Raw genomic sequence first — 19,676 nt, forward strand, 5'->3', positions numbered from 1 at the left:
GTGAACCGTTGCGAAGGGTATGGCTAAATCGTGAGTGACACCGCCGTCAAGAAGAAGTGCCTGCCGGTCTATCTCGTGGTGGACACGTCCGGCTCGATGGAGAAGCACACCGACCTGCTCAACAAGACTGTGCAGCGCGTGGTCACCAACGTGGCCGACAGCCCCCGGGTCGCCGAGTTCGCGCATGTCTCGATCATCACGTTCAACACCGGGCCGCACGTCGTTCTCGAGATGACGAGTCTCGACGACATGACCCACCTACCGCGGCTCGCCTGCACCGGGGTGACCAACTACGGTGCGATGTTCGCACTGGTCCGGCAGCGCATCGAAAAGGACGTCGCTAAACTGATCGCCGCCGGGCGGGGTGTGCTGCGTCCCGCGGTGTTTATCCTCACCGACGGCGCGCCCAGTGACAAAGATTGGGCCACCCAGTTCAACGCGCTCACCGATGCCGGCTGGAAGCGCCGGCCGCACACCGTTTCGTTCGGCTTCGGCAACGCGGTCGAAGCGGTGCTGGCCCGCATCGGCACCAAGGGCGCCTTCGACGCCGCAGTCGACGACACGGCCGCCATCACCAACATGCTCAACACCTTGCTGCACACGCTGGTCCAGTCGGCGCAGGCCGAGGCCCTGCGGATCCCGACGACGGTGCCCGGCTATCGCAGCATCCCCATTGAGTACATGGAGGAGTGAGCCGGCCTGCGCGGTTCCACAATGCCGTCACCGCCGTTGAGCTGGTCGACGTGGTGCCGGCGGTGGGGCTGGGGCACGATCGGGTTTCGAGCCTGGCTTGCGGCGGTCGACCGGGCTCGGTCCCCGGTTTTGGGCCCCCTTTGAGCGCGCGTATGTGGGGGCCGTCGATCACCGCCCGGGACATGTCCAGGTGACCGGCGGCTCTGAGCTTGGCCAGGAGAAACCTCCACCGGATACGCCCACCATCATTTGGTTAGGAGTTCTTAGCCGAGGCGGACAACGAGCTGCGTCCGGTCGAGGTCGTTCCGCATGGGCGCATCGGTCGCCGAGCACGTGACGGTGGCAACGGTGCAGACGGCTAGCCGCCCGTGGCCGTCGGCCTCCAAGGCGACGACCTCGCTCCCGCCGCGCCACCGCAGCTGGGACACGTCGTGGCCGAGGTTGGTGACCGGCCGGGGCGTCCCGTCGCCGAACAGCTCATCAAGCGGAATGAGGGCCGGCGTGCCACCCGCGCCGGGCAGCGCCACCGTACGGCCGTCGGGCGACAAGCTGGACCAGTTGCCATCGAGCACTTTGAGGTTCAGCGCGAACGGGAGGTCGCAGCGCGGCGGATGCACCGCCGCGAACCGCTTCGTCTGGGCGGCGAGGATGAAGCACCTGGTGGTCGGCTCGTAGGTCAGGACTCGGTCGCCGTCGACGCCGAGCACCGATCCGCCTGTTTCGCCTGGTGTTGGCGTGTACGGTTCGCTGGGGTCCCAGTAGTCGAGGCGGTAGTCGGCTGCCTCCGGCTGCTTCGGCGCCCCGCGTCCGGGGAGGCGAACGAGCACGGCATCGCCGATCCAACCGATGATCCGCACCGAGTTCGGCAGCTTGGCGGTCTGCTCGTCGCCGGTATCGAGCGAGCGGACCTTGACGACTCCCTGGGCACCGCGCAGGTCGATGATGATCCGCTTCCCGGAGTCGTGAACCCAGAAGAGCAGTCCGCTGCCCCTCGCCAGTTGCTGTGGCCCAGATCCATCCGTCGCGTGCAGCAGTTCGTACTCGTTGCCGGTGCTGGTCCGCTTGACAAGCCAGCCGGAGGGGACCCGGACCGCGACGTGGATGCCGCCGCCGGCCGGCAGCGGTGTTCTCTCGCCGGATTGGTCGATCAACACCGGCTGCCGTGACTGTTCCTTTGAGCCCGAGCGGTCGATCAGCAGGTCCACCGGATATGTCGTGGCGGCGCTCGAGTGGGTGTCCGGTCTGGTGGCCGTGCCCGCGCCCGGCTTCTCGTCGCTGGAGAAGATCGGCACGCAGACCGCGATCGTCAGGACTGCGGCCAGCACCGTGCAGGCCGCGACGAGCCGGGACGGCGCCACGATGGGCGGGACCGTAACGCTCGCGGACGCGGAGCGGCAGTGCTCGGCGTGCGCAACGAGTTCCACAGTCGGTCTTGCAGCACCAGGAAGCTGCCAGGTCGGCCGGTCGATCTCGATCGGCAGATCCCTGTACTCGCCCACGTCCAGGGCAAAGGGTGAATCCGGCCAGGCCGACACCGCATTGCTCTGCTCGCTGACGGTCTGGACGCGGAGGCCCGACAGGTGGACGTTCCCGGCGTTGCGAACCCTGGTGGCTACCGATACCCGGTGCTCTCCGACGCGCTCGCCCGTGATCTCCAGTTGCGCGGCGGCGTGCGGTGTGACGGTTAGCTCAGTGTCGGCGTCTGCCTCGATGCGTCCGTTCCACCTCAGCAGCATGCTGATCTGGGCCGAGGTTCCCCCAGGTGGGTCCGACGCCTCCGCGACGAACGTGACGTCGACATCCACCTCGTCGTCGGCGGGGACCCGCACGGACGCGGGACTTCTCATCATGCGGCGATAGGGCCCACTACGGCTCAGGCCCACCTCGTGCGGCTTGTCGTCGTGGTTCACGATCCGCAGTCGCCGCTTGACCGGCATCCCCACCTTTGCCTGCTGGGGGCCGGGGAGCCACCTCACCTCAAAGAAGCTCCTTCCAGCCCCGAAATAGTTGTACTGAGTGGGGTTTGGGCCGATATTCACACCTTCGCTGCCGCTGACTTTGGTCTCGTACGTAGGAGACGTCTCTTCCACCGAGTGGTCCGCCTTTTCGACCCGACCGATACGCTTCGCAGACGACGATTCCGTACCACCTCAATGCCGGAGGTTCAGATGATCGATGGAAATCTGGTCCTGGTACATGGGTTCTGGTCATCTCCGGCCACGTGGCATCGTCTCGCCGAGCATATCGAGGCCGATCGGGACCTGCGTGGACTCTCCGTTCATCGCTTCCGGTACGAATCGCCGAAGCTTCGGCTACCGTTCAGCGCTACCAGGGTTCCCGACTACAACGACATCGCCCAATCAGTTGACCCGTACATCCGCCATGTCGCTCCAGACGGACCGCTTGCGTTCGTCACGCACAGCCAGGGCGGTCTGATCCTCCAGCGGTACCTGGCGTGGATGCTCAACGAGGGGCGCGGCCGTGAGCTGACCCGCATCGCACTGATTGTTCTGTTGTCTTGTCCGAACGAGGGCTCGGAGTACCTGCGGTCGCTGCGGACGGCAGCGGGGCTCCGGCGGCACCCACAGGCACGCGATCTACAGACGTTCAGCGCCGACGTGACAGCCGCCCGGCGTACCGTCCTCAATCAGATCGTCGCAGCGACGCAGGTTTCGGAACGGACCTGCCCGATCCCGATCTACGTCTACGCCGGGCGCACCGACAATGTGGTACGACGTGGGTCGGCGCAGGGAAGCTTCCCGAACGCCAGCATTCTGCCCGGAAATCACTCATCCATCCTCGACCCGGAGGCGACCGGGAGCCTCACCGTACCGACCCTGAAAAGGCACTTGATGGCCGCATTCGGAGAACAGCCGAGCGCCCCCGCCAGTCCCGGCCACGTAGGCAGCCCGGCAGGCGCTACCGAGCCGCCGCTAGCCCCAAACCCGCTGCCCCCCTCCCCGTCATCGAGGTACAACATCACGGTCACCGGATCGAAAGGCGTCCAGGTCGGCGACAACAACACGCAGCACAATCACTTCTGACGACGTCGGCCAGGTCGGGAGGCATCCCCGCAAGGTGGTGATCGACGATAGTCGCCTCGTCCTCGACCAAGCGCTCGTGACCGATTCCGCCGTCGCTGCCCGTGCAGCTGCGATGCGAGCGGGGGCGGCCGCGTTCGAGTCGTGGTTCCCTCCACCTAGGGCACGATGGGTCGACCAGCTCACCCTCTCGGCGCAAACGCTGGCAGGGATCCGCGCGCCCGTGCTGCTCGTCCACGGCGCCGAGGACCGGGGCACCCCGCTCGGGACGGCAGCCCTGCCCCTGCTCGAACACCTGGCCGATGTCCGTCTGCACGGGCTCGGCCGTTGCGCCGCACGTGCCGGCGGTCGAGCACCCGCACGAGTTCATGCGGCTTCTGTCGTGCTTTCTCCGCCGGGACCGAGGTCACTGACTGCTGCGGCAGGTCCGCAGCCCGTGCCCAAGCAGATCAGCATGAAGCAGGCGTGATCCGCGCGGAAGCCAATAGCGGGCCAGCTCTGCATCGCGGTCGGCCACCGTCAATGCCCCGGCCGTCCCCGCAGAGGTGGTCGACTACCTGGACCGCCTGCGGGCCGCCGGGGCACCGGCGGTCGTCGTCGAGGTCGTCAGTCGGCCGGCCGGCGCAGCACGGTCACCGCGAAGTCGGCGCCGTCTCGCCAGGGGCGCAGATCCCACGTGGCAAAGCGGTGCTCCTGGCGCAAGCCGGCGGCGCGGGCGTCGGCGTCGAAGTCGGCGAGCGGGTAACCCCGATCGGTGCCGAAGCCGACCACCACAATCCCGTCCGGGCGCACGTGCGCCGCGATCCGGGACAACACCGCCCGCTCCGTGCCCGGTGCGACGAACGCCATCACGTTGCCCGCGCACACCGCCGCGTCGAACGGCTCCGGCTCGCCCTCGGCGGCGAGGTCCAGCTCAGCGAGATCACCCACCAGCCAGCGGGGACCCGGATGGTCGACGCGGGCCGCCTCGACGAGGGCCGGGTCGGCGTCCACGCCGACGACCCGGTGCCCGCGGGTGGCGAGTTCGGCACCCACCCGACCGGTGCCACAGCCGGCGTCCAGGATCCGAGCACGCGGCGGAACCAGGGCATCCAGCAGCCGCGCCTCGCCGGCCAGATCCGCCCTCTCGGCCGCGAGCCGCCGGAAGCGTTCGATGTACCACTGCGAGTGTCCCGGCTTCGTCTCGGTCACCCAGCGGGTCGGCTTGGCCATGCGATCACGGTAACCGCAGGTCCCGCACCCGCTCATCCAGCCCCTAGGGGTCAGCGGAGGCGAGCCTCGCCCGGACCCCTTCCGCGTCTGCGTGGTCGAGGTCGGTGAGGATTGCCAGTGCCCGGCGCCACGCGGACCGCGCCGCGCCCGGCTGGCCCGCGAGCCGGTGGCTGTCGCCAAGGTGGATGAGTGTGCTCGCTTCCGGGTAGCGCTCGCCGAGTGCCCGCAGCCGCACCACCGCCTGCCGGAAACAGGTGACGGCACGCGGGTAGTCACCGAGATGGTGGTACGCGTAGCCGAGGCTGTCCAACGTCGCCGCCTCGCCGCGGCGGTCGCCCAGCCCGCGGAGCAGAGTGAGAGCCTCCTGGCAGGCAGCGACGGCTTGGGCGTGGTCGCCGAGGTGGACCTGGAACCAACCGACCGCGTTGAGGGCGGAGGCTTGCCCGTGCCGGTGGTCCGCCCTGCGGTACAGCGCCAGGGCCTGCCAGGTGTGGTCGAGAGCGACGGCGTACCGGCCCTGCCGTTCCCCGAGGTAGGCGAGGAGATGGTGATCGTGGGCCTGCCCGGCGAGGTCACCGCTGCCGGTGTCGAGGGCGAGGGCGCGTTCGAGGTGTGTGTGGGCGTCGGCGTGACGACCGGTCTCGATGTACGGACGGGCCAGGATCCGGTGCGCGATGGCCGACGCGCGCGGATCGGCGAGCCGGCCCGCGGCGATCGTCGCCGCGTCGCCGACGGCGAGCTGGTCGGGCCAGCGTCGACTGTGTTCGAGATAGCCGGCCAGGATCCACGCGAGTTGCCAGGCGTGTCGGTCGTACCCGCCGGTCACGGCGTGGTCCACCGCCGCGAGCAGCACCGGAAGCTCGGCGGCGAGCCAGGCACGGGCGGCGTCCGGCGTGCTCAGATGATCCAGCGTGGCGCCCAGCCGGGGCGCTTCGAGGGTGACGGCGTCTCGATAGGGATGCAGGAGCCGGTCCGCGACGCCGGCGGTGTGCAAATAGTGATCGAGGATACGGCCGGTCGCGGCCTCCCGGTCCGGCTGGGTCTCCAGGACGTCGCACAGGCCAGCGGCGTAGGCGCGCAGCAGATCGTGGCAGGCGTACCGACCGGGGGCGGGTTCGGTGAGCAGGTTGGCGCGGGTCAGTCCGGCCAGCAGCGGCGGCACGTCGGGCAACGGCAGCGCGGCGAGGCTGGCCACGGCGGACGCGGTGACGTCCGGACCAGGATGGCGGCCGAGCAGCCGGAACACGCGCGCCGCGGCCGGCGCGAGCGCCCGGTACGACCAGGCGAACACCGCGCGGACGTCGGTGCTCGGATCGCCGGTGTCGAGCAGCCCGAACGCCTGCCTACCGTCGCCGAGTTGCTCGGCCAGCTCGCCGAGCGGCACCCGGCGGGTCGCGGCGTGGGCGGCGACGATGGCCAGCGGCAGCGGCAGCCGGGCGCACCGCGTGATGATCTCGTCCACCGCGTCGGGTTCGGCGGCGATCCGCGCGCTGCCGAGTCGGCGGGCCAGCAGCTGCCGTGCCTCGTCCCGGGTGAGCAGATCGACGGTGACGGATTGGGCGCCCTCGGCGGCGACGAGTCCGGTGAGCGAATCGCGGCTGGTGACCAGGACCAGGCAGCCCGCAGCGCCGGGCAGCAACGGCCGGACCTGCGCGCCGTCGCGGGCATTGTCCAGCACGACAAGCAGCCGCCGACCGGCAAGTTCGCTTCGGTACAGGGCAGCCAGTGCGTCCGGCTCCGGCGGAATCCGCCGCAGTGGCACGCCGAGGGCGTCGAGGAAGCGACGGATCGCCTCGGCCGGCTCCATCGCGGGCTCGGCCGGACCGAAACCGCGCAGGTCGACGTAGAGCTGCCCGTCGGGGAAGCGGTCGGCGACCCGGTGTGCCCAGTACACGGCCAGGGCCGTCTTGCCGACCCCGGCGGTGCCCCCGATCGCCGAGATCACCGCGGTGTTCGCGATGGCGGCGTCGGCCAGCAGCGCGTTCAGCGCGGCCAGCGGACCGGCCCGCCCGGCGAAGTGCCGCGTGGCGGCCGGCAACTGCCGGGGTACCGTCACCAGCCGAGCCGGCGGCGCCGGTGGTGGTGGTGGTGGTGGCGCCGGTGGCCGCCGCCGCGCGGCTTGCTGCAAGGCGTAGTCCACCAGGGCATACCGCGGGCGCCAGAACTCCTCGATCCCGATGGCCACCGACAGCCGGTCCAGCCGGCCACGGTCCTGGGCGTACTGGCGGCAGCCGTCCACCACGCCCCGGACGACCTCCCAGTCGGGCAGCCGTCCGATCCGGCCGTTGACGATCGACCCCAACTGGCTCTTGCCCAGCCGTACCCGCATCGCCAGGCTGCGCAGGCTCGGTCCGCCCGCCTGCAACCGGAGCAGCCGCAGATCGTCACAGAGTTGCCGCAGCAGCAGGCGGCCGTCGTCAACGGACACCGGCGGTCCCCGGCGCTGTCCGGCGCTGTCCGGCGCATCGGACGGCTGTACCGTCGCTACCTGCCACGTTGGCCCCGGTCGTCCGCACCTGTCCATCCCGAACGCCGTCAACGCTATCGGCGAACGAGGATGCCCTCAAGCATCCGACCGGAGTGCCCAGAGGAAGGACGGTCGCGCGTTGATGGCTACTGGAAAACTACGGCGAATCACAGCCACCCTCGGCTTGCTGGCTACGACCATGGTCGCGGCGGTTACCGCAGCGCCGCCGCCGGCCGTGGCCGACGGTACCCGGATCATCTACGGGAGCACGACCTGCTACGGGTCACCGGTGCCTCCGGTCGGGCCGTACCTGGGCGTGGACGGCGGCGGGTGGCCCGGTGCACCCGGCCCCGGATGGCTTCCGATGGACTCCGTCTCACCGTTCAGTCCGACCAACCCGACCAGGACATGGACCAAGGTGATCCCCGCGAGCGCAACCAGCATCAAGCTGGACGTGCGGTGCTACCTGAACTGGAGCGAGTACTACGGCTACGAGTTCTACCCGGAGGGCAGCTGGCAGGGCTCGACCTACAGCCTGACCCCGGGCACCTCGCCGATCAACTCGACCTGGTCCTGCGACCGGAGGCCGGTCAACCCCGGGCCGTGGGTCCGCACCTGCACCCTGACGGCGATCTCGTACAGCTGACCCGAGCCCGACGGTACACACAGTCGTCCGAACAGAGGCCATGCCCATCGATGGGGCATGGCCTCCTCGCCACCTACGCCGGGACTGCCTGCGGATCACTGGCGGCGTCGTGGGCGGCCATGGTCGCCTGCCGGTGGGGTTCCTCGCGCAGGATGGCGCAGTGCAGCCACTCCTCCGGAATGGCGAAACCGTCCACGAGCGTCCGCATGTGCGGACGCAGCTCTCTGAGTAGTCCGTTCACCACGCCGGTGATCGCCTTCGAGCGGGCCGGCGTGAGCCGGGCGTGCTCCAGGAACCATCCCTTGTTGACCTCGATGACGCTGAGCGCGTACAGGTCACAGACCCGGGAGAGCAGCGCCCGGACCGCCGGGTCGGCGGTGCCCTCGATGCCGGCGACGAACGCCTCCAGGGTGACCCGGTCGATGTGCGCGGCGGCAGCGGCCAGGACGTGGTCCTGAACGTCGTTGAAGATGTCGAAGGGACGGTCCTTCTTCGTGGCCGCGCCGTTGCGGAGGCGACGGACCGCGCCGTCGAGGAGGTGGTCCTCGCGGTCCTCGAACACCTTGAGCTGCCAGCCGCGGTCGGTGACGGCAACCTCCTCGTCGCGGCCGGGCACGGCGCTGATCAGCCGTTCGATGACCGACCGCGCGGCGGTGCGTTCGAGCACCATCGCGCGGACCTGCTCGGCGACGAAGGATGCGCGCCCCCAGCCGTCCAACGAGCCGAACTCGTCCCGGTAGCCGGTGAGCAGCCCCTTGGCCACCAGCTGCAGCAGCACCGTGTTGTCGCCCTCGAAGGTGGTGAAGACGTCGGTGTCAGCCTTGAGTCCGGGTAGCCGGTTCTCGGCCATGTAGCCGGCGCCGCCGCACGCCTCGCGGCACGTCTGGATGGTGCGGGTCGCGTGCCACGTCTGCGCGGCCTTGAGACCAGCGGCCCGGGACTCCAGCTCCCGTTGCCGATGCTCGTCTACCGGGTCGCCGCCACCCTGCAACTCGTGCAGCGCGGCGACCAGTTCGGCCTGGGCGAAGTGCAACGCGTACGTGGTGGCCAGGGCGGGAAGCAGCTTGCGCTGGTGGGCCAGGTAGTCGTTGAGCAGCACCTCCCGGTCCGCATCGGGAATGCCGAACTGGCGGCGGACGTCGCCGTAGCGCACCGCGATGGTCAGCGCCGACTTGGTGGCCGCCGACGCGGCGCCGCCCACGCTCACCCGGCCACGGACCAGCGTGCCGAGCATGGTGAAGAAGCGCCGTGAGTCGTTCTCGATCGGGCTGGTGTACGTCCCGTCCTCCGCGACCTGGCCGTACCGGTCCAGCAGCATGTCACGCGGCACCGTCACATGGTCGAAACTGAGCCGTCCGTTGTCGACGCCGTGCAGGCCGGCCTTGGGCCCGGCGTCGCCGATGGTCACGCCGGGCAGCGGGTTACCCGCAGCGTCGCGGATCGGGACCAGCCACGCGTGCACGCCGTGCCGCCGCCCGTTGGCGATCAGCTGCGCGAAGACCACCGCCATCCGCCCGTCCCGGGCCGCGTTGCCGATGTAGTCCTTGCGCGCCGCCTCGTGCGGAGTGTGCAGCTCAAAGGTCTGCGTCTGCGGGTCGTACGCGCAGGTGGTGCGCAGCCGTTGGACGTCGGAGCCGTGGCCGGTCTCGGTCATCGCGAAGCAGCCGAGGATCTTGCCCGAGATGATGTCCCGCAGATAGGCGTCGTGGTGCCGTCGGGTGCCCAGGGCTGCGACAGCGCCGCCGAACAGACCCCACTGCACGCCCGCCTTGACCATCAGCGACAGGTCGACCTGCGCCAGCATCTCGCTGGCGACGACCGAGCCCCCCACGTCGGATCTGCCGCCGTACTCGGCGGGGAACGCCGACGCGATCCCCAGCTCGAGGGGAAGTTCGGAGAGCAGTCGAGAGATCCGCTCACGTGCCTGGTCACCGGTCTCGCCGTACACCGGAAGGAAGCGCGCATCGAGGTGCCGCCGGTGCGCGTTGCGGACCTCGGCCCACGGTCCGTCGAGAACCTCCCGCAGGCGAGCGAGGTCGATGTCGCCGGACGCGTGATCGGGCATGGTCACCCCTCGGTTAGCGGACATATGCACACAGTCTGTACCAACCAAGGGTACCGGCCCAAGGCGGTGATCCAGTCGCCGAGAGCACGGTGAGACGGGACACCCTCGACCAATCCCACGAAAGCCGCTGACTGCCATCCCTGCCGAGCGAGGGAGCGCTGAGGTGGTTCCGACCGCGAACGGCCCGGCCGAGGATGCCTACCGATTCGGCAACCAGGTGCGCGATTCGATGCCTGTCGATCTGACGGTAGTGGTTTTGTTCGGCGTGCGATACGCTGCCGAACTCCATAGCGTGACTATCGAGCATTTCGGCTGGTCCTCGACGTGTCCGAGGTGCGATCCGAACGCGGTCCGACCGGCGTCGAGGCGTCGTCCGCAAATGCGTGTCCTGGGCTCAGCGCTGCCCTCGGCGTTCGATCACCGTCGCCGCCGGCGCCATGCCGCAGAGCATCTCGAATCTCCCGATCCACACGCTCACAGGGCCATCAGGCTGGATCTGCAGCTGACAGCGCGTGCGGGACCTCGGCATCCAGTACTCGGACTTTGGAATCGCCTATCCAGGAATTGCCGGAGCGGCCCGGCGGCCCATGCCCGGGACGCTGGTCGCGAGTCGGTCGACAGGGGCGGCCACCGTCGTCGGAACGAGGATCGCGAGCATCCTACCCCGACCCGCATCCCGCAGGTCTGCTGTCCATGCCCCGACCATGCAACGTCGCGAGCCGTTAACCCATCAGCTCGATATGTCCGTACGGCCGTGTGACGGCAAGGCTGGACAGCGCATAACAGCGTGCTGATGGTTGTCGGAATTCCCGCGAACGGATGAGGTTCTGCAGGCCATAGCTTGATCGTCGATTTGAGTTGGGGGCGCATGTAGTTTCTGCGGAGAAACCCAGGCAAACTGGACCCCGTTCTCGATCACCCATTTGTCGACCGTCGACGAAAGGCCACGTCAGAGGGCATTCTGTTAGCCACTGGAGGCCGGAACGGTTGCCACCGAAGTGCTCGAAAGTCATGCAAGCTCCTACTGGGACATATCACTGCAAGCAGGCTTCGAAAGGCGGTGGTCCTAGCATTCATGCCATGCCCGCGTCAATTGAAGAGACGACACCCGCATTTTTCGGCGACGACAGTGATCATTGATAGCCTTCGTGACACTTCGCTAGTCCTCGATGGACTGCTAACCGGTCTTCTCCTCATCGGAGGTCAGTACATGGTCCACACCGGGCCTACTCGCCAGCGTGTGACAAGACTCGCCCTCGCCGGGTTGACCGCGCTCGCGGTCGTCCTCGGCAGCCAGACTCCCGGCATCGCCGGACCGCCCACCACGCCCGCCCAGCCGCCGGCCATCCCCGGCCTCGGCGAGGTCGCGAGCCCGAAGCCGGCCCGCCCCGGCCCGCTGCCCAAGAAGTCCGGCACCGTCCGGTTGGATCCGTCCAAGGCGACCGCCCAGGGCCGCAGTCTCGGCGTCCAGGGTCTCAACGACCAGGTCGCGCTCAGGGCGCTGATCGTGGCGACCAACACGGACGATTTCGGCGTACCCACTCTCACCACCATGCTCGACCGGCTCGGTGCCTCCTACGACGTCCTCTACTCGGCGACCGACCCGCTCTCCCCGAGCACGCTGGTGCGTCCGGACGGCGTCGGCAACTACAACGCGATCCTGCTCACCAACAGCATGCTTCTGTACGAGTCCGGTGGCAGCTACATCAGCGGCCTGAGCAGCACGGAGTGGAACACCCTCTGGGCGTACGAGCGCAACTTCGGTGTCCGGCAGGCATCCCTCTACACCAGCTACGGGACCTGGCCGGAGGACCACTGCCTCACCGGCGTCAGTGAGGGTGGGGTCGGGGACACTCCCCTGCCGGTCTCGCTGACGAACGACGGTGCCGCGGTCTTCGACTATCTTGACAGTGCCGCCCAGATCCCCGTGACCCAGTCGTACGTCTACCGCACCGCCATCCGGCCCGGCTGCGCCGCCCAGGCCCTGATGACCAACGGCTCCGACGTACTCGCCGTACTCACCACCTCCACCGACGGCCGGGAGCGGATCGCGCTGACGTTCACCTCGAACCAGTTCCTGCTCCACTCCGACCTGCTGGTCTACGGTCTCGTCCGGTGGGCGAGCAAGGGCCTGTACCTCGGCGAGCAGAAGCACCACCTCAACGTCGACATCGACGACTGGTTCAACACCTCGGACCACTACCTGGAGAACGGGACCGTCGAGTACACCCCCGGGTTCCAGGTCAGCGGCCACGACACGGTCAACCTCGACGCGCAGCAGACCGCGCTGCGCTCCGCACACCCGCTGGCGGCCGGATTCACCTTCAACATCGCGTACAACGGTGCCGACATCGACCCGTTCGCCGGCAGCACGTGCAGCCCCAACGGTGACGCCACCACCCTGACCGCCACCACCAAGTGCCTCAAGAACAACTTCCGGTGGATCAACCACACGTTGAACCACCCCGAGCTGAACGCGACGAACTACGCCACCTCCTACAGCGAGATCGACGACAACCGGACCGCGGGCATCGCGATCGGGCTCAACCCTCCGAACAGCGTGCTGAAGACCCCCGAGTACTCCGGCCTCGGGGTCTACAACGACGATCCGGACGACGACACCGGCGCGCCGACCGACCACGGGCTGGAAGGGTCCAACCCGGCGCTGCTCCAGGCTGCGGAGGATCTCGGCGTCACCGCCGTGGTGGGCAACATGTCGTTCACCAGCCACAAACCGGCGAACTTCAACGCCGGCATCGTGCACCCGCTGGAGTCGAGCATCCTGGTGGTACCGGCCTGGCCGACGAACATCGCGTACCACACCACCACCCCGGCCGAGCAGACGGTCTTCTACAACTCCTTCTACGGTCCGAACGGACTCTTCCCGTACTGGCCCACCGACCGCACCTACCAGCAACTCCTGGACTACGAGGCCGGGGTGGCGCTACAGCACGTCGCGTCGGGTTCGATCTACGCGCACACGTTCCACATCGCCAACGTGCGCGACTACGGGGCCGGAGAGACCCTGCTCACCGACTGGGTGGACGCGGTGCTGACCAAGTACGAGTCGTACTACTCCGTACCCCTGCTGAACTCGTCGTGGGTGGACATCGCCGCGTACGGCCGGGCGCGTACGGCCCACTTCGCCGCGCTCGACGCCGGGGTCGAGGCGGTCTACGACCGCAGCACCGACACCATCACGGTGACCTCGCCGGCCGCCGGCACGGTCCAACTCGGCGGCGTGACCAGCGCCACCGCGGGTGCCACCACGTACGGCACCGACGTCACCGTCCCGGTGACACTCACGGCCAACACCGCCGTGACGTTCGACGCCGCCCCCCGCCCCTGACCGGGCGGGACATCCGGTGACGCGCAAGTGAACGGGAGCACTCGGTGAGGATCGCACTGGTCTCGGAAGGCACGTACCCGTACGCCATGGGCGGCGTGAGCGTCTGGTGCGAGCAGCTCATCCGGGGCATGCCGGACCACCGGTGGGAGGTCGTGGCGCTCACCGTGGACGGGACCGAGAAGCCGGTCTTCGACCGGCCGGCGAACCTGGACCGGGTGCACTCGATCCCGCTGTGGGGCGGACGGCCGCCGGGCCGCCGCCCCCAGCGGGGGCTGCCGGTCCGGTCCGGGCGGCCCGGCGTGGGGTTCATCGAGTCCTACGAGGTGTTCCTGCGTGCGCTGGTCACCCCGCTGGAGTCGACCCGCTCCCAGGCGGGTGCGGTCAACCGGAGCACCTTCCTGCTCGCCCTGCGCGGCCTGTTCGAGTACGCCACCGACGGTGGCGACCTGAGCGGGGGCATGCTCTCCAACCAGGCCCTGGGGATGATGCTGGACGCCTGGCGCAGCCTCCGGGTCGACGAGGCCGGGCCCGCGCTCACCGTCGCCGACGCGCTGGAGGCGGCCTGGCTCATCTCGCACATGATGCGGCCGCTGAGCATGCCGCCGGTCCGGGCCGACATCGTGCACTCGTCGATGAACGGCCTGGCGATGCTCGTCGGGATGGCCTCGACCTGGGCCTACGGAACCCCGCTGGTCCTCTCCGAGCACGGCATCTACCTGCGGGAACGCTACATCTCATATCTGCACGACAAGGCGCCGCACCCGGTGCGGGTGTTGGTGTTGAGCTTCTTCCGGTCGCTGGCCGGCGCGGCCTATCTCATCAGCCACGCGCTGGCGCCGCATTCGCAGTACAACCGGCGCTGGCAGTTGCACAACGGGGCCGACCCCGAGCGGATGTGGACGATGTACAACGGCGTCGACCCGGACGAGTTTCCTCCGGCCGTCGGCGAACCCGAGACGCCGACCATCTCGTTCATGGGTCGCATCGACCCGCTCAAGGACCTGCACACCCTGATCCGGGCTTTCGCGCTGGTCCGCGCGGAGATCCCGAACGCCCGGCTGCGCATCTTCGGCGGGACGCCGGCCGCCAACCAGGTCTACCACGCCAGTTGCCAAGCCTTGATCGACGAACTCGGACTGGCCGGGCACGCCACCCTGGAGGGGCGGGTCGGCAGCGCGGTCGAGGCCTACCACGCCGGCAACCTGGTCGCGCTGACCAGCATCTCCGAAGGTTTCCCGTACACCGTGGTGGAGGCGATGGCGTGCGGGCGGCCGACCGTGTGCACCAACGTCGGTGGCGTCGCCGAGGCGGTCGGTGACACCGGAATCGTCGTCGCGCCGCGGGACGTACCCGCCGTCGCTGCCGCCTGCGTGAAGCTGCTGCACGACCGGGAACTGCGACTGCGGCTCGGCGCGGTCGCCCGGGCCCGGGTCCTGGAGAGGTTCACGCTGCAACGTTCGCTCCAGGCGTACCGCGACATCTACGAGCGGCTCGTCGCGCAACCGACGGTCTCCGCGCCGTTGGCTCCGCCACGCGGCCAGGCGCAGGGCCGGGTCAGGGTTCCGGACCACAGGATCCGGCCCGGGGTGGCCACCGTCAACGCCCGGCTACCCCGGCAGCGCGACCGGGAGACACCGGAGCGGCCCAACGCGGCGCCGGTTCCGCGTCGTGCCCCGAGCCCGTCCGGTTGGCCCGGGCGGCCGGCGTCGGCCGGTCCCGCCGGCGAGCCGATGGACGAGACACCTCGACTCGTCGGCGAGTCGCGATGACGTCCGGCGACCGGACCGTGCCGACCTCCCCCGACGACGACGCCGACCCGACCCGGCGACGCGGCGGCACGGTGACCGCCGAGGCGGCACCGGCGCACGGCGACGCCCAGCCACGCGAGACCGAACGCACGATCCTGCTGCCGAGGATCTCCACCGATCCGGTGGACGACCTGGTCGAGCGGGTCCGGCCCCGGCTGGGCCGGGTGGTCGACGCGCTGCAGGTCGCCGCCGCGCTGGAGGCCGACGGGCACACCGACCGGACCGCGCAGGTCGAGTACGGCTACGCCGACGTCTTCAGACTCGCCTCCGAGGTGTTCTGGCGGATGGGGCCGCCCTCGCCGGTCGACGACCAGGCGGGCACGTCGACGACGACCGGCGCGCACCGGTGGGACGGCCTGCGAACGATCGCGCACGGGCCGCTCTACCTGCTGCCGGGCGTGGCGTTCCCGGCCGTGCTGACGGTCGTGGGGCGGCCGGGTCTGGTACTCGGACTGGTCCTGGCCGGCACACTCGGCTGGATCTACTCGGGCGTGGCCGCGTACTCGGCGTACCAACTGCTCGGCCAGCGCCGAGCGCGTTCGGCGAGCCGGATACTGCGGATGGCGGCGCTGACCGGTCCACTGCTCGGCGTGGTGCTCGGCGCGGCGATGCTGCCGTACGGTGGCCTGCCGCTGGCCGTGATGATGGTCGGCCAGCTCGCGTACCAGATGGCCAGCACGCTGCTGATCTTCTACCGGCGGGAGTCCTGGCTGGCCGTGGCGATGTTTCCCGTCGTCCTGTCCGGCACGGCCTACCTGGTCGTCGGCGGGACGGCGCTGCGCCGGTCGGCAGTGGTGGCGGCGGCGGTCTGTGTGCTGGCGACGCTCGCCGCGGCCCTCTGGGCCGCCCGGCCCACCACCACCGCCGAGGAACCGGCGTCCCGGCAGCCGCTGTGGCCGGAGGCGTCCGTGCTGCTCGGCGTCGCCGGCTACGGCCTCTGCTCGGCCGCGCTGCTCTTCCACGCCCAGGTGCCGTACCTGTTGGGCCGCTTGGACATCGCGGCGGCCGCGATGCCGCTGTTCGTGTCGATGGGCTTCGTGGAGTGGCGGACCAGCCGGTTCCCGGCGATCGCGATCGCGTTGACCCGGCGCGCCCGCCGGCCGGGCGAGTTCGTCGCCGCGGTCTGGCGCATGATCGGCCGGGACGTCGCGGCCTGCCTCGCGGTGCCGGCGGTGCTCGGGGCGGCGCTGCTGGCCGGCCTCTGGAACGCGGGGGTGCTGTCGGCCGCCGGCACGGTGATGACGGTCGCGCACGTCGCGCTCGCCGGCGCCTACTACCTGGCGTTCCTGCTGGCCGGACGCGGGCGGTACGGCTGGCTGTGCCTGTCCATCGCGCTCGTCGTCGCGCTGCACGTCGGGGTCGGCGCGCTGCTCGGTGCCGCACCCGTGCTCGGGCAGGGTGACGCCGCGCTCGTCGACACCTCGCTCTACCTGGGCAGCATCGTGCTGCTCCAGGCGCTGTTCGCGCTCGGTCTCGTTCCGGTGATCGGGCAGGTCCGGCACTACCGGTAGTCCACTCGGCCCTTGGGGAGGTCAGGTTGCACGCGGTGATCCTCGCAGGCGGCAAGGGAGTGCGGTTGCGGCCGTATACGACGACGCTACCCAAACCCCTGATGCCGATCGGTGACAGCCACTCGATCCTGCAGATCGTGCTCGACCAGCTCGCGTCGCGCGGGTTCACCTCGGTGACCCTGGCGATCAACTATCTCGGCCAGTTGATCCAGGCGTTCGTCGGAGACGGCCGCCGATGGGGGCTCGACATCGACTACGTGGAGGAGGACCGCCCGCTGTCCACCGTCGGCCCGCTGTTCGCGCTGAAGGAGAGGCTGCCCGACGAGTTCCTGGTCATGAACGGAGACATCCTCACCGACCTGGACTATGCCGACCTGCTGCACACCCACACGCTCTCCGGCGCCGGGTTGACCCTGGCAACCTCCGAGCGGGTGCACCGGATCGACTTCGGGGTGCTGGACGTGGACGCCGGACGGATCGTCGGATTCCGGGAGAAGCCGGCGCTGCGCTACCCGGTCAGCATGGGCGTGTACGGGATGTCGCGGAAGACGCTCACGCCGTACCCACCGGGACTTCCGCTCGGCTTCGACCAGTTGGTGCTGGACCTGCTCTCGGCGGGCGAGTACCCGGCGACGTATCCGTTCGACGGTTTCTGGCTGGACATCGGCCGCCCGGAGGACTACGACGAGGCGAACCTGACGTTCGCGAAGCTCAAGCCGCTGCTGCTGCCGAATTGTGAGGAGCCCGAACGCGCCACCGCGGCTGCCGTCGGCGAGTGGGCCGACACCGTGCGCTCTGGGGAGCGCGGATGACCCGGGTGCTGCTGTTCGGGGCCTCCGGCTTCATCGGCCGGCACACCCGAGCCGCGCTGGAGTCGGACCCGAGGACCACCGAGGTGATCTGCCCGGGCCGGACGACATTCGATCTGTTCGACGGCGCACCCGACCGACTCGCGGCGATACTGCGTGAGGTCGCCCCGGACACGGTGGTGAACTGTGTCGGCGCGCTCACCGGTTCCGCCACCCATCTACTCAGGGCGAATACGCTGGTCGCGGTGAAGCTGCTCGAAGCCGTCGGTAGGGCGGCGCCGCACGCCCGGCTGATCCGGCTGGGCTCGGCCGGCGAGTACGGCGTGGTGGCACCCGGCGCCTCGGTCAGCGAGACCGACCCGGCGCAGCCGGTCAGCGCGTACGGCGTCAGCCACCTGGCCGGGACCCGGCTGTTCCAGCTCGCCGGCGAATCGGGACAGGCCGACGCGGTGTCGGTGCGGGTCTTCAATCCGATCGGCGCCGGGATATCGGAGGAGAACCTGCTGGGCCGGGCGGCCGCACGGATCCGCACCGCGCTGGCCGGCGATGCCCCGGAGATCACCCTGGGACCGCTCTCGGCGTACCGGGACTTCGTGGACGTGCGGGACCTCGCCGCGCTGATCCTCACCCTGGTGTTCGCGCCCGAGCTACGGCACCGGGTCTTCAACGCGGGCAGCGGTCGGGCGGTCACCGCGCGGGAGGCGGTCGAGCTGTTGGCCGCCACGGCCGGCTACCACGGCAGGATCCGGGAGGCCGACGCCGGGCCGCCACGCTCGACCGCGGTCGGCTGGATCAGGGCCGACATCAGCCGGGCCGACGACGAGCTGGGCTGGTCCCCGGTGCGCGACCTGGCGGCGTCGATCAAGGACGTCTGGTCCTCCGGGAAGGCCCGGTGAGCCACCGGAGCACGGGCGACGGGGCCCGGCGCCGTTGGCTCGTGGCCGGCCTCGCCGGGATGACCGTGCTGGTGGTGACCGCCGTGTGGGCGCTGGTCACCGGTCGGCCCGATGCCACCCCTCGGTCGGCACCGGCACCCGCCACCGGCACGACGCCGCCGGACGGTGGCCGGCCCGCCTCAGCCGGCACCGCCAGCGCCGGGGCGCGGCCGAGCCGACCGGCCACGACCACACCCGGTGGCGCCGCTGCCACACCGCCCGCACCCCGGACGATCGTCGACTGGGCGTACCAGCTCCAGGGGTACAGCGCCAATGGACTCGACGCGCTGGCCCGTGGCCGGTACCAGCTCGCCGTCGTCGACCTGGCCCGGGACGGACACACCGGCTACTTCACCGCTGCCGAGATCGGCGCGCTGCGCCGCAGCGGCAAGCGGGTACTCGCGTACTTCGAGATCGGCAGCATCGAGAACTTCCGCCCGGAGTACCCGGTGCTCCGGCGCCGCGCCCCGGACCTGTTGGCCAACGAGTGGCCGGACTGGCCCGGTGAGTACTTCGTGCACTACTGGGACGGCCGCTGGTGGGAAAGGGTCGTGCGGCCCCGGGTGGACCAGGCGCTGCGGGCCGGCTTCGACGGGGTCTACCTGGATACGCCGCTGGCGTACGAGGAGATCTCCCTCGACTCCGCCCAGGGTCGTGACCGGGCACGGCTGGCCGTCGAGATGGCCGGCCTGATCGTCCGGATCAGTGCGTACGCCAAGGCCCGGCGGCCCGGTTTCCTGATCGTCCCGCAGAACTCCCCCGAACTGCGCCAGCAGCCGGGTTACACCGCCGCCATCGACGGCATCGGAATGGAGGAACTCTTCTACCTCGCCATGGACGAGCCGTGCACCCGGGACTGGTGCACGGAGAACCTGGCACACACCCGGGCATTGCGGGACGCGGGCAAGTTCGTGCTCGCCGTCGACTACGCCGTGCGGGCCGATCACGTGCGGGCGGTCTGCGATCGCTATCGCGCCGAACGGTTCGCCGGCACGGTCACCGTCCGGGAGCTCGACCGGCTCACCGCCCCCTGCGGCTGAGTCGCACCGTCCCGGCGAGGCAGTCGCACCGCCGCGACGGCCGAGGGCCGAGCACCACGCATCGGAGGAGTCCGGGCAATCGGACGGTCCAGGCATCGGA

General features: G+C 69.9%; 13 protein-coding genes and 1 pseudogene. 9 read left to right on the forward strand and 5 right to left on the reverse strand.

What is annotated here, in order from left to right; genetic code table 11:
• The first annotated feature begins 30 nt into the window (after positions 1-30).
• Positions 31-693 (forward strand): VWA domain-containing protein, encoded by a 663-nt coding sequence (locus EV371_RS19880; protein ID WP_207230550.1) that lies wholly within the window; start codon positions 31-33, stop codon positions 691-693.
• Between the two features lie 84 nt (positions 694-777).
• Here EV371_RS19880 and EV371_RS34455 read toward each other — a convergent pair.
• Both EV371_RS34455 and EV371_RS19885 read right to left on the reverse strand, forming a co-directional pair.
• A pseudogene (locus EV371_RS34455) lies at positions 778-913 on the reverse strand (IS5/IS1182 family transposase); the annotation flags it as partial.
• A gap of 43 nt (positions 914-956) precedes the next feature.
• Positions 957-2,783 carry a hypothetical protein gene (locus EV371_RS19885; protein ID WP_130463373.1) on the reverse strand — a complete coding sequence of 609 codons (1,827 nt, stop codon included), beginning with the start codon at positions 2,781-2,783 and terminating at the stop codon, positions 957-959.
• 78 nt (positions 2,784-2,861) lie between these two features.
• Here EV371_RS19885 and EV371_RS19890 point away from each other — a divergent pair, with 78 nt between their 5' ends.
• Entirely contained in the window at positions 2,862-3,737 is an 876-nt protein-coding gene (locus EV371_RS19890) for an alpha/beta hydrolase family protein (protein WP_165436749.1), read from the forward strand.
• 603 nt (positions 3,738-4,340) lie between these two features.
• Here EV371_RS19890 and EV371_RS19900 read toward each other — a convergent pair.
• Together EV371_RS19900 and EV371_RS19905 are read right to left on the reverse strand one after the other, a co-directional pair.
• A complete protein-coding gene (locus EV371_RS19900) occupies positions 4,341-4,946 on the reverse strand; it encodes a methyltransferase domain-containing protein (protein ID WP_130463375.1) in 606 nt (201 codons plus the stop codon).
• 43 nt (positions 4,947-4,989) lie between these two features.
• Positions 4,990-7,374 (reverse strand): tetratricopeptide repeat protein, encoded by a 2,385-nt coding sequence (locus tag EV371_RS19905; protein WP_165436750.1) that lies wholly within the window; start codon positions 7,372-7,374, stop codon positions 4,990-4,992.
• A gap of 403 nt (positions 7,375-7,777) precedes the next feature.
• Between EV371_RS19905 and EV371_RS19910 the strand changes: the two genes are divergently transcribed.
• A complete protein-coding gene (locus EV371_RS19910; RefSeq protein WP_130463377.1) occupies positions 7,778-8,059 on the forward strand; it encodes a hypothetical protein in 282 nt (93 codons plus the stop codon).
• A gap of 73 nt (positions 8,060-8,132) precedes the next feature.
• On the opposite strand, the gene EV371_RS19915 is transcribed toward EV371_RS19910, so the two are convergent.
• Positions 8,133-10,124, reverse strand: a complete 1,992-nt coding sequence (locus EV371_RS19915) for an acyl-CoA dehydrogenase family protein (protein ID WP_130463378.1) — start codon at positions 10,122-10,124, stop codon at positions 8,133-8,135.
• A 1,240-nt stretch (positions 10,125-11,364) separates the two neighbouring features.
• Here EV371_RS19915 and EV371_RS19920 point away from each other — a divergent pair.
• The 6 genes from EV371_RS19920 to EV371_RS19945 are packed head-to-tail and all read left to right on the forward strand — an operon-like array spanning position 11,365 to position 19,576.
• Positions 11,365-13,473 (forward strand): Agd3-related carbohydrate-binding protein, encoded by a 2,109-nt coding sequence (locus EV371_RS19920; RefSeq protein WP_130463379.1) that lies wholly within the window; start codon positions 11,365-11,367, stop codon positions 13,471-13,473.
• A 44-nt stretch (positions 13,474-13,517) separates the two neighbouring features.
• Entirely contained in the window at positions 13,518-15,242 is a 1,725-nt protein-coding gene (gene pelF / locus EV371_RS19925) for a GT4 family glycosyltransferase PelF (RefSeq protein WP_130463380.1), read from the forward strand.
• Positions 15,239-16,792, forward strand: a complete 1,554-nt coding sequence (locus EV371_RS19930) for a hypothetical protein (protein WP_130463381.1) — start codon at positions 15,239-15,241, stop codon at positions 16,790-16,792. Before pelF ends, EV371_RS19930 begins: the two co-directional genes overlap by 4 nt.
• A 35-nt stretch (positions 16,793-16,827) precedes the next feature.
• Positions 16,828-17,604 carry a sugar phosphate nucleotidyltransferase gene (locus tag EV371_RS19935; RefSeq protein ID WP_486484708.1) on the forward strand — a complete coding sequence of 259 codons (777 nt, stop codon included), beginning with the start codon at positions 16,828-16,830 and terminating at the stop codon, positions 17,602-17,604.
• Complete coding sequence (locus EV371_RS19940; RefSeq protein WP_130463383.1) at positions 17,601-18,497, forward strand: NAD-dependent epimerase/dehydratase family protein; 897 nt, start codon at positions 17,601-17,603, stop codon at positions 18,495-18,497. Before EV371_RS19935 ends, EV371_RS19940 begins: the two co-directional genes overlap by 4 nt.
• Entirely contained in the window at positions 18,494-19,576 is a 1,083-nt protein-coding gene (locus EV371_RS19945; protein ID WP_486484709.1) for a glycoside hydrolase family 191 protein, read from the forward strand. Before EV371_RS19940 ends, EV371_RS19945 begins: the two co-directional genes overlap by 4 nt.
• The last annotated feature ends 100 nt before the right edge of the window (positions 19,577-19,676 follow it).

The sequence above is a fragment of the Plantactinospora sp. CNZ321 genome (genome assembly GCF_004217235.1).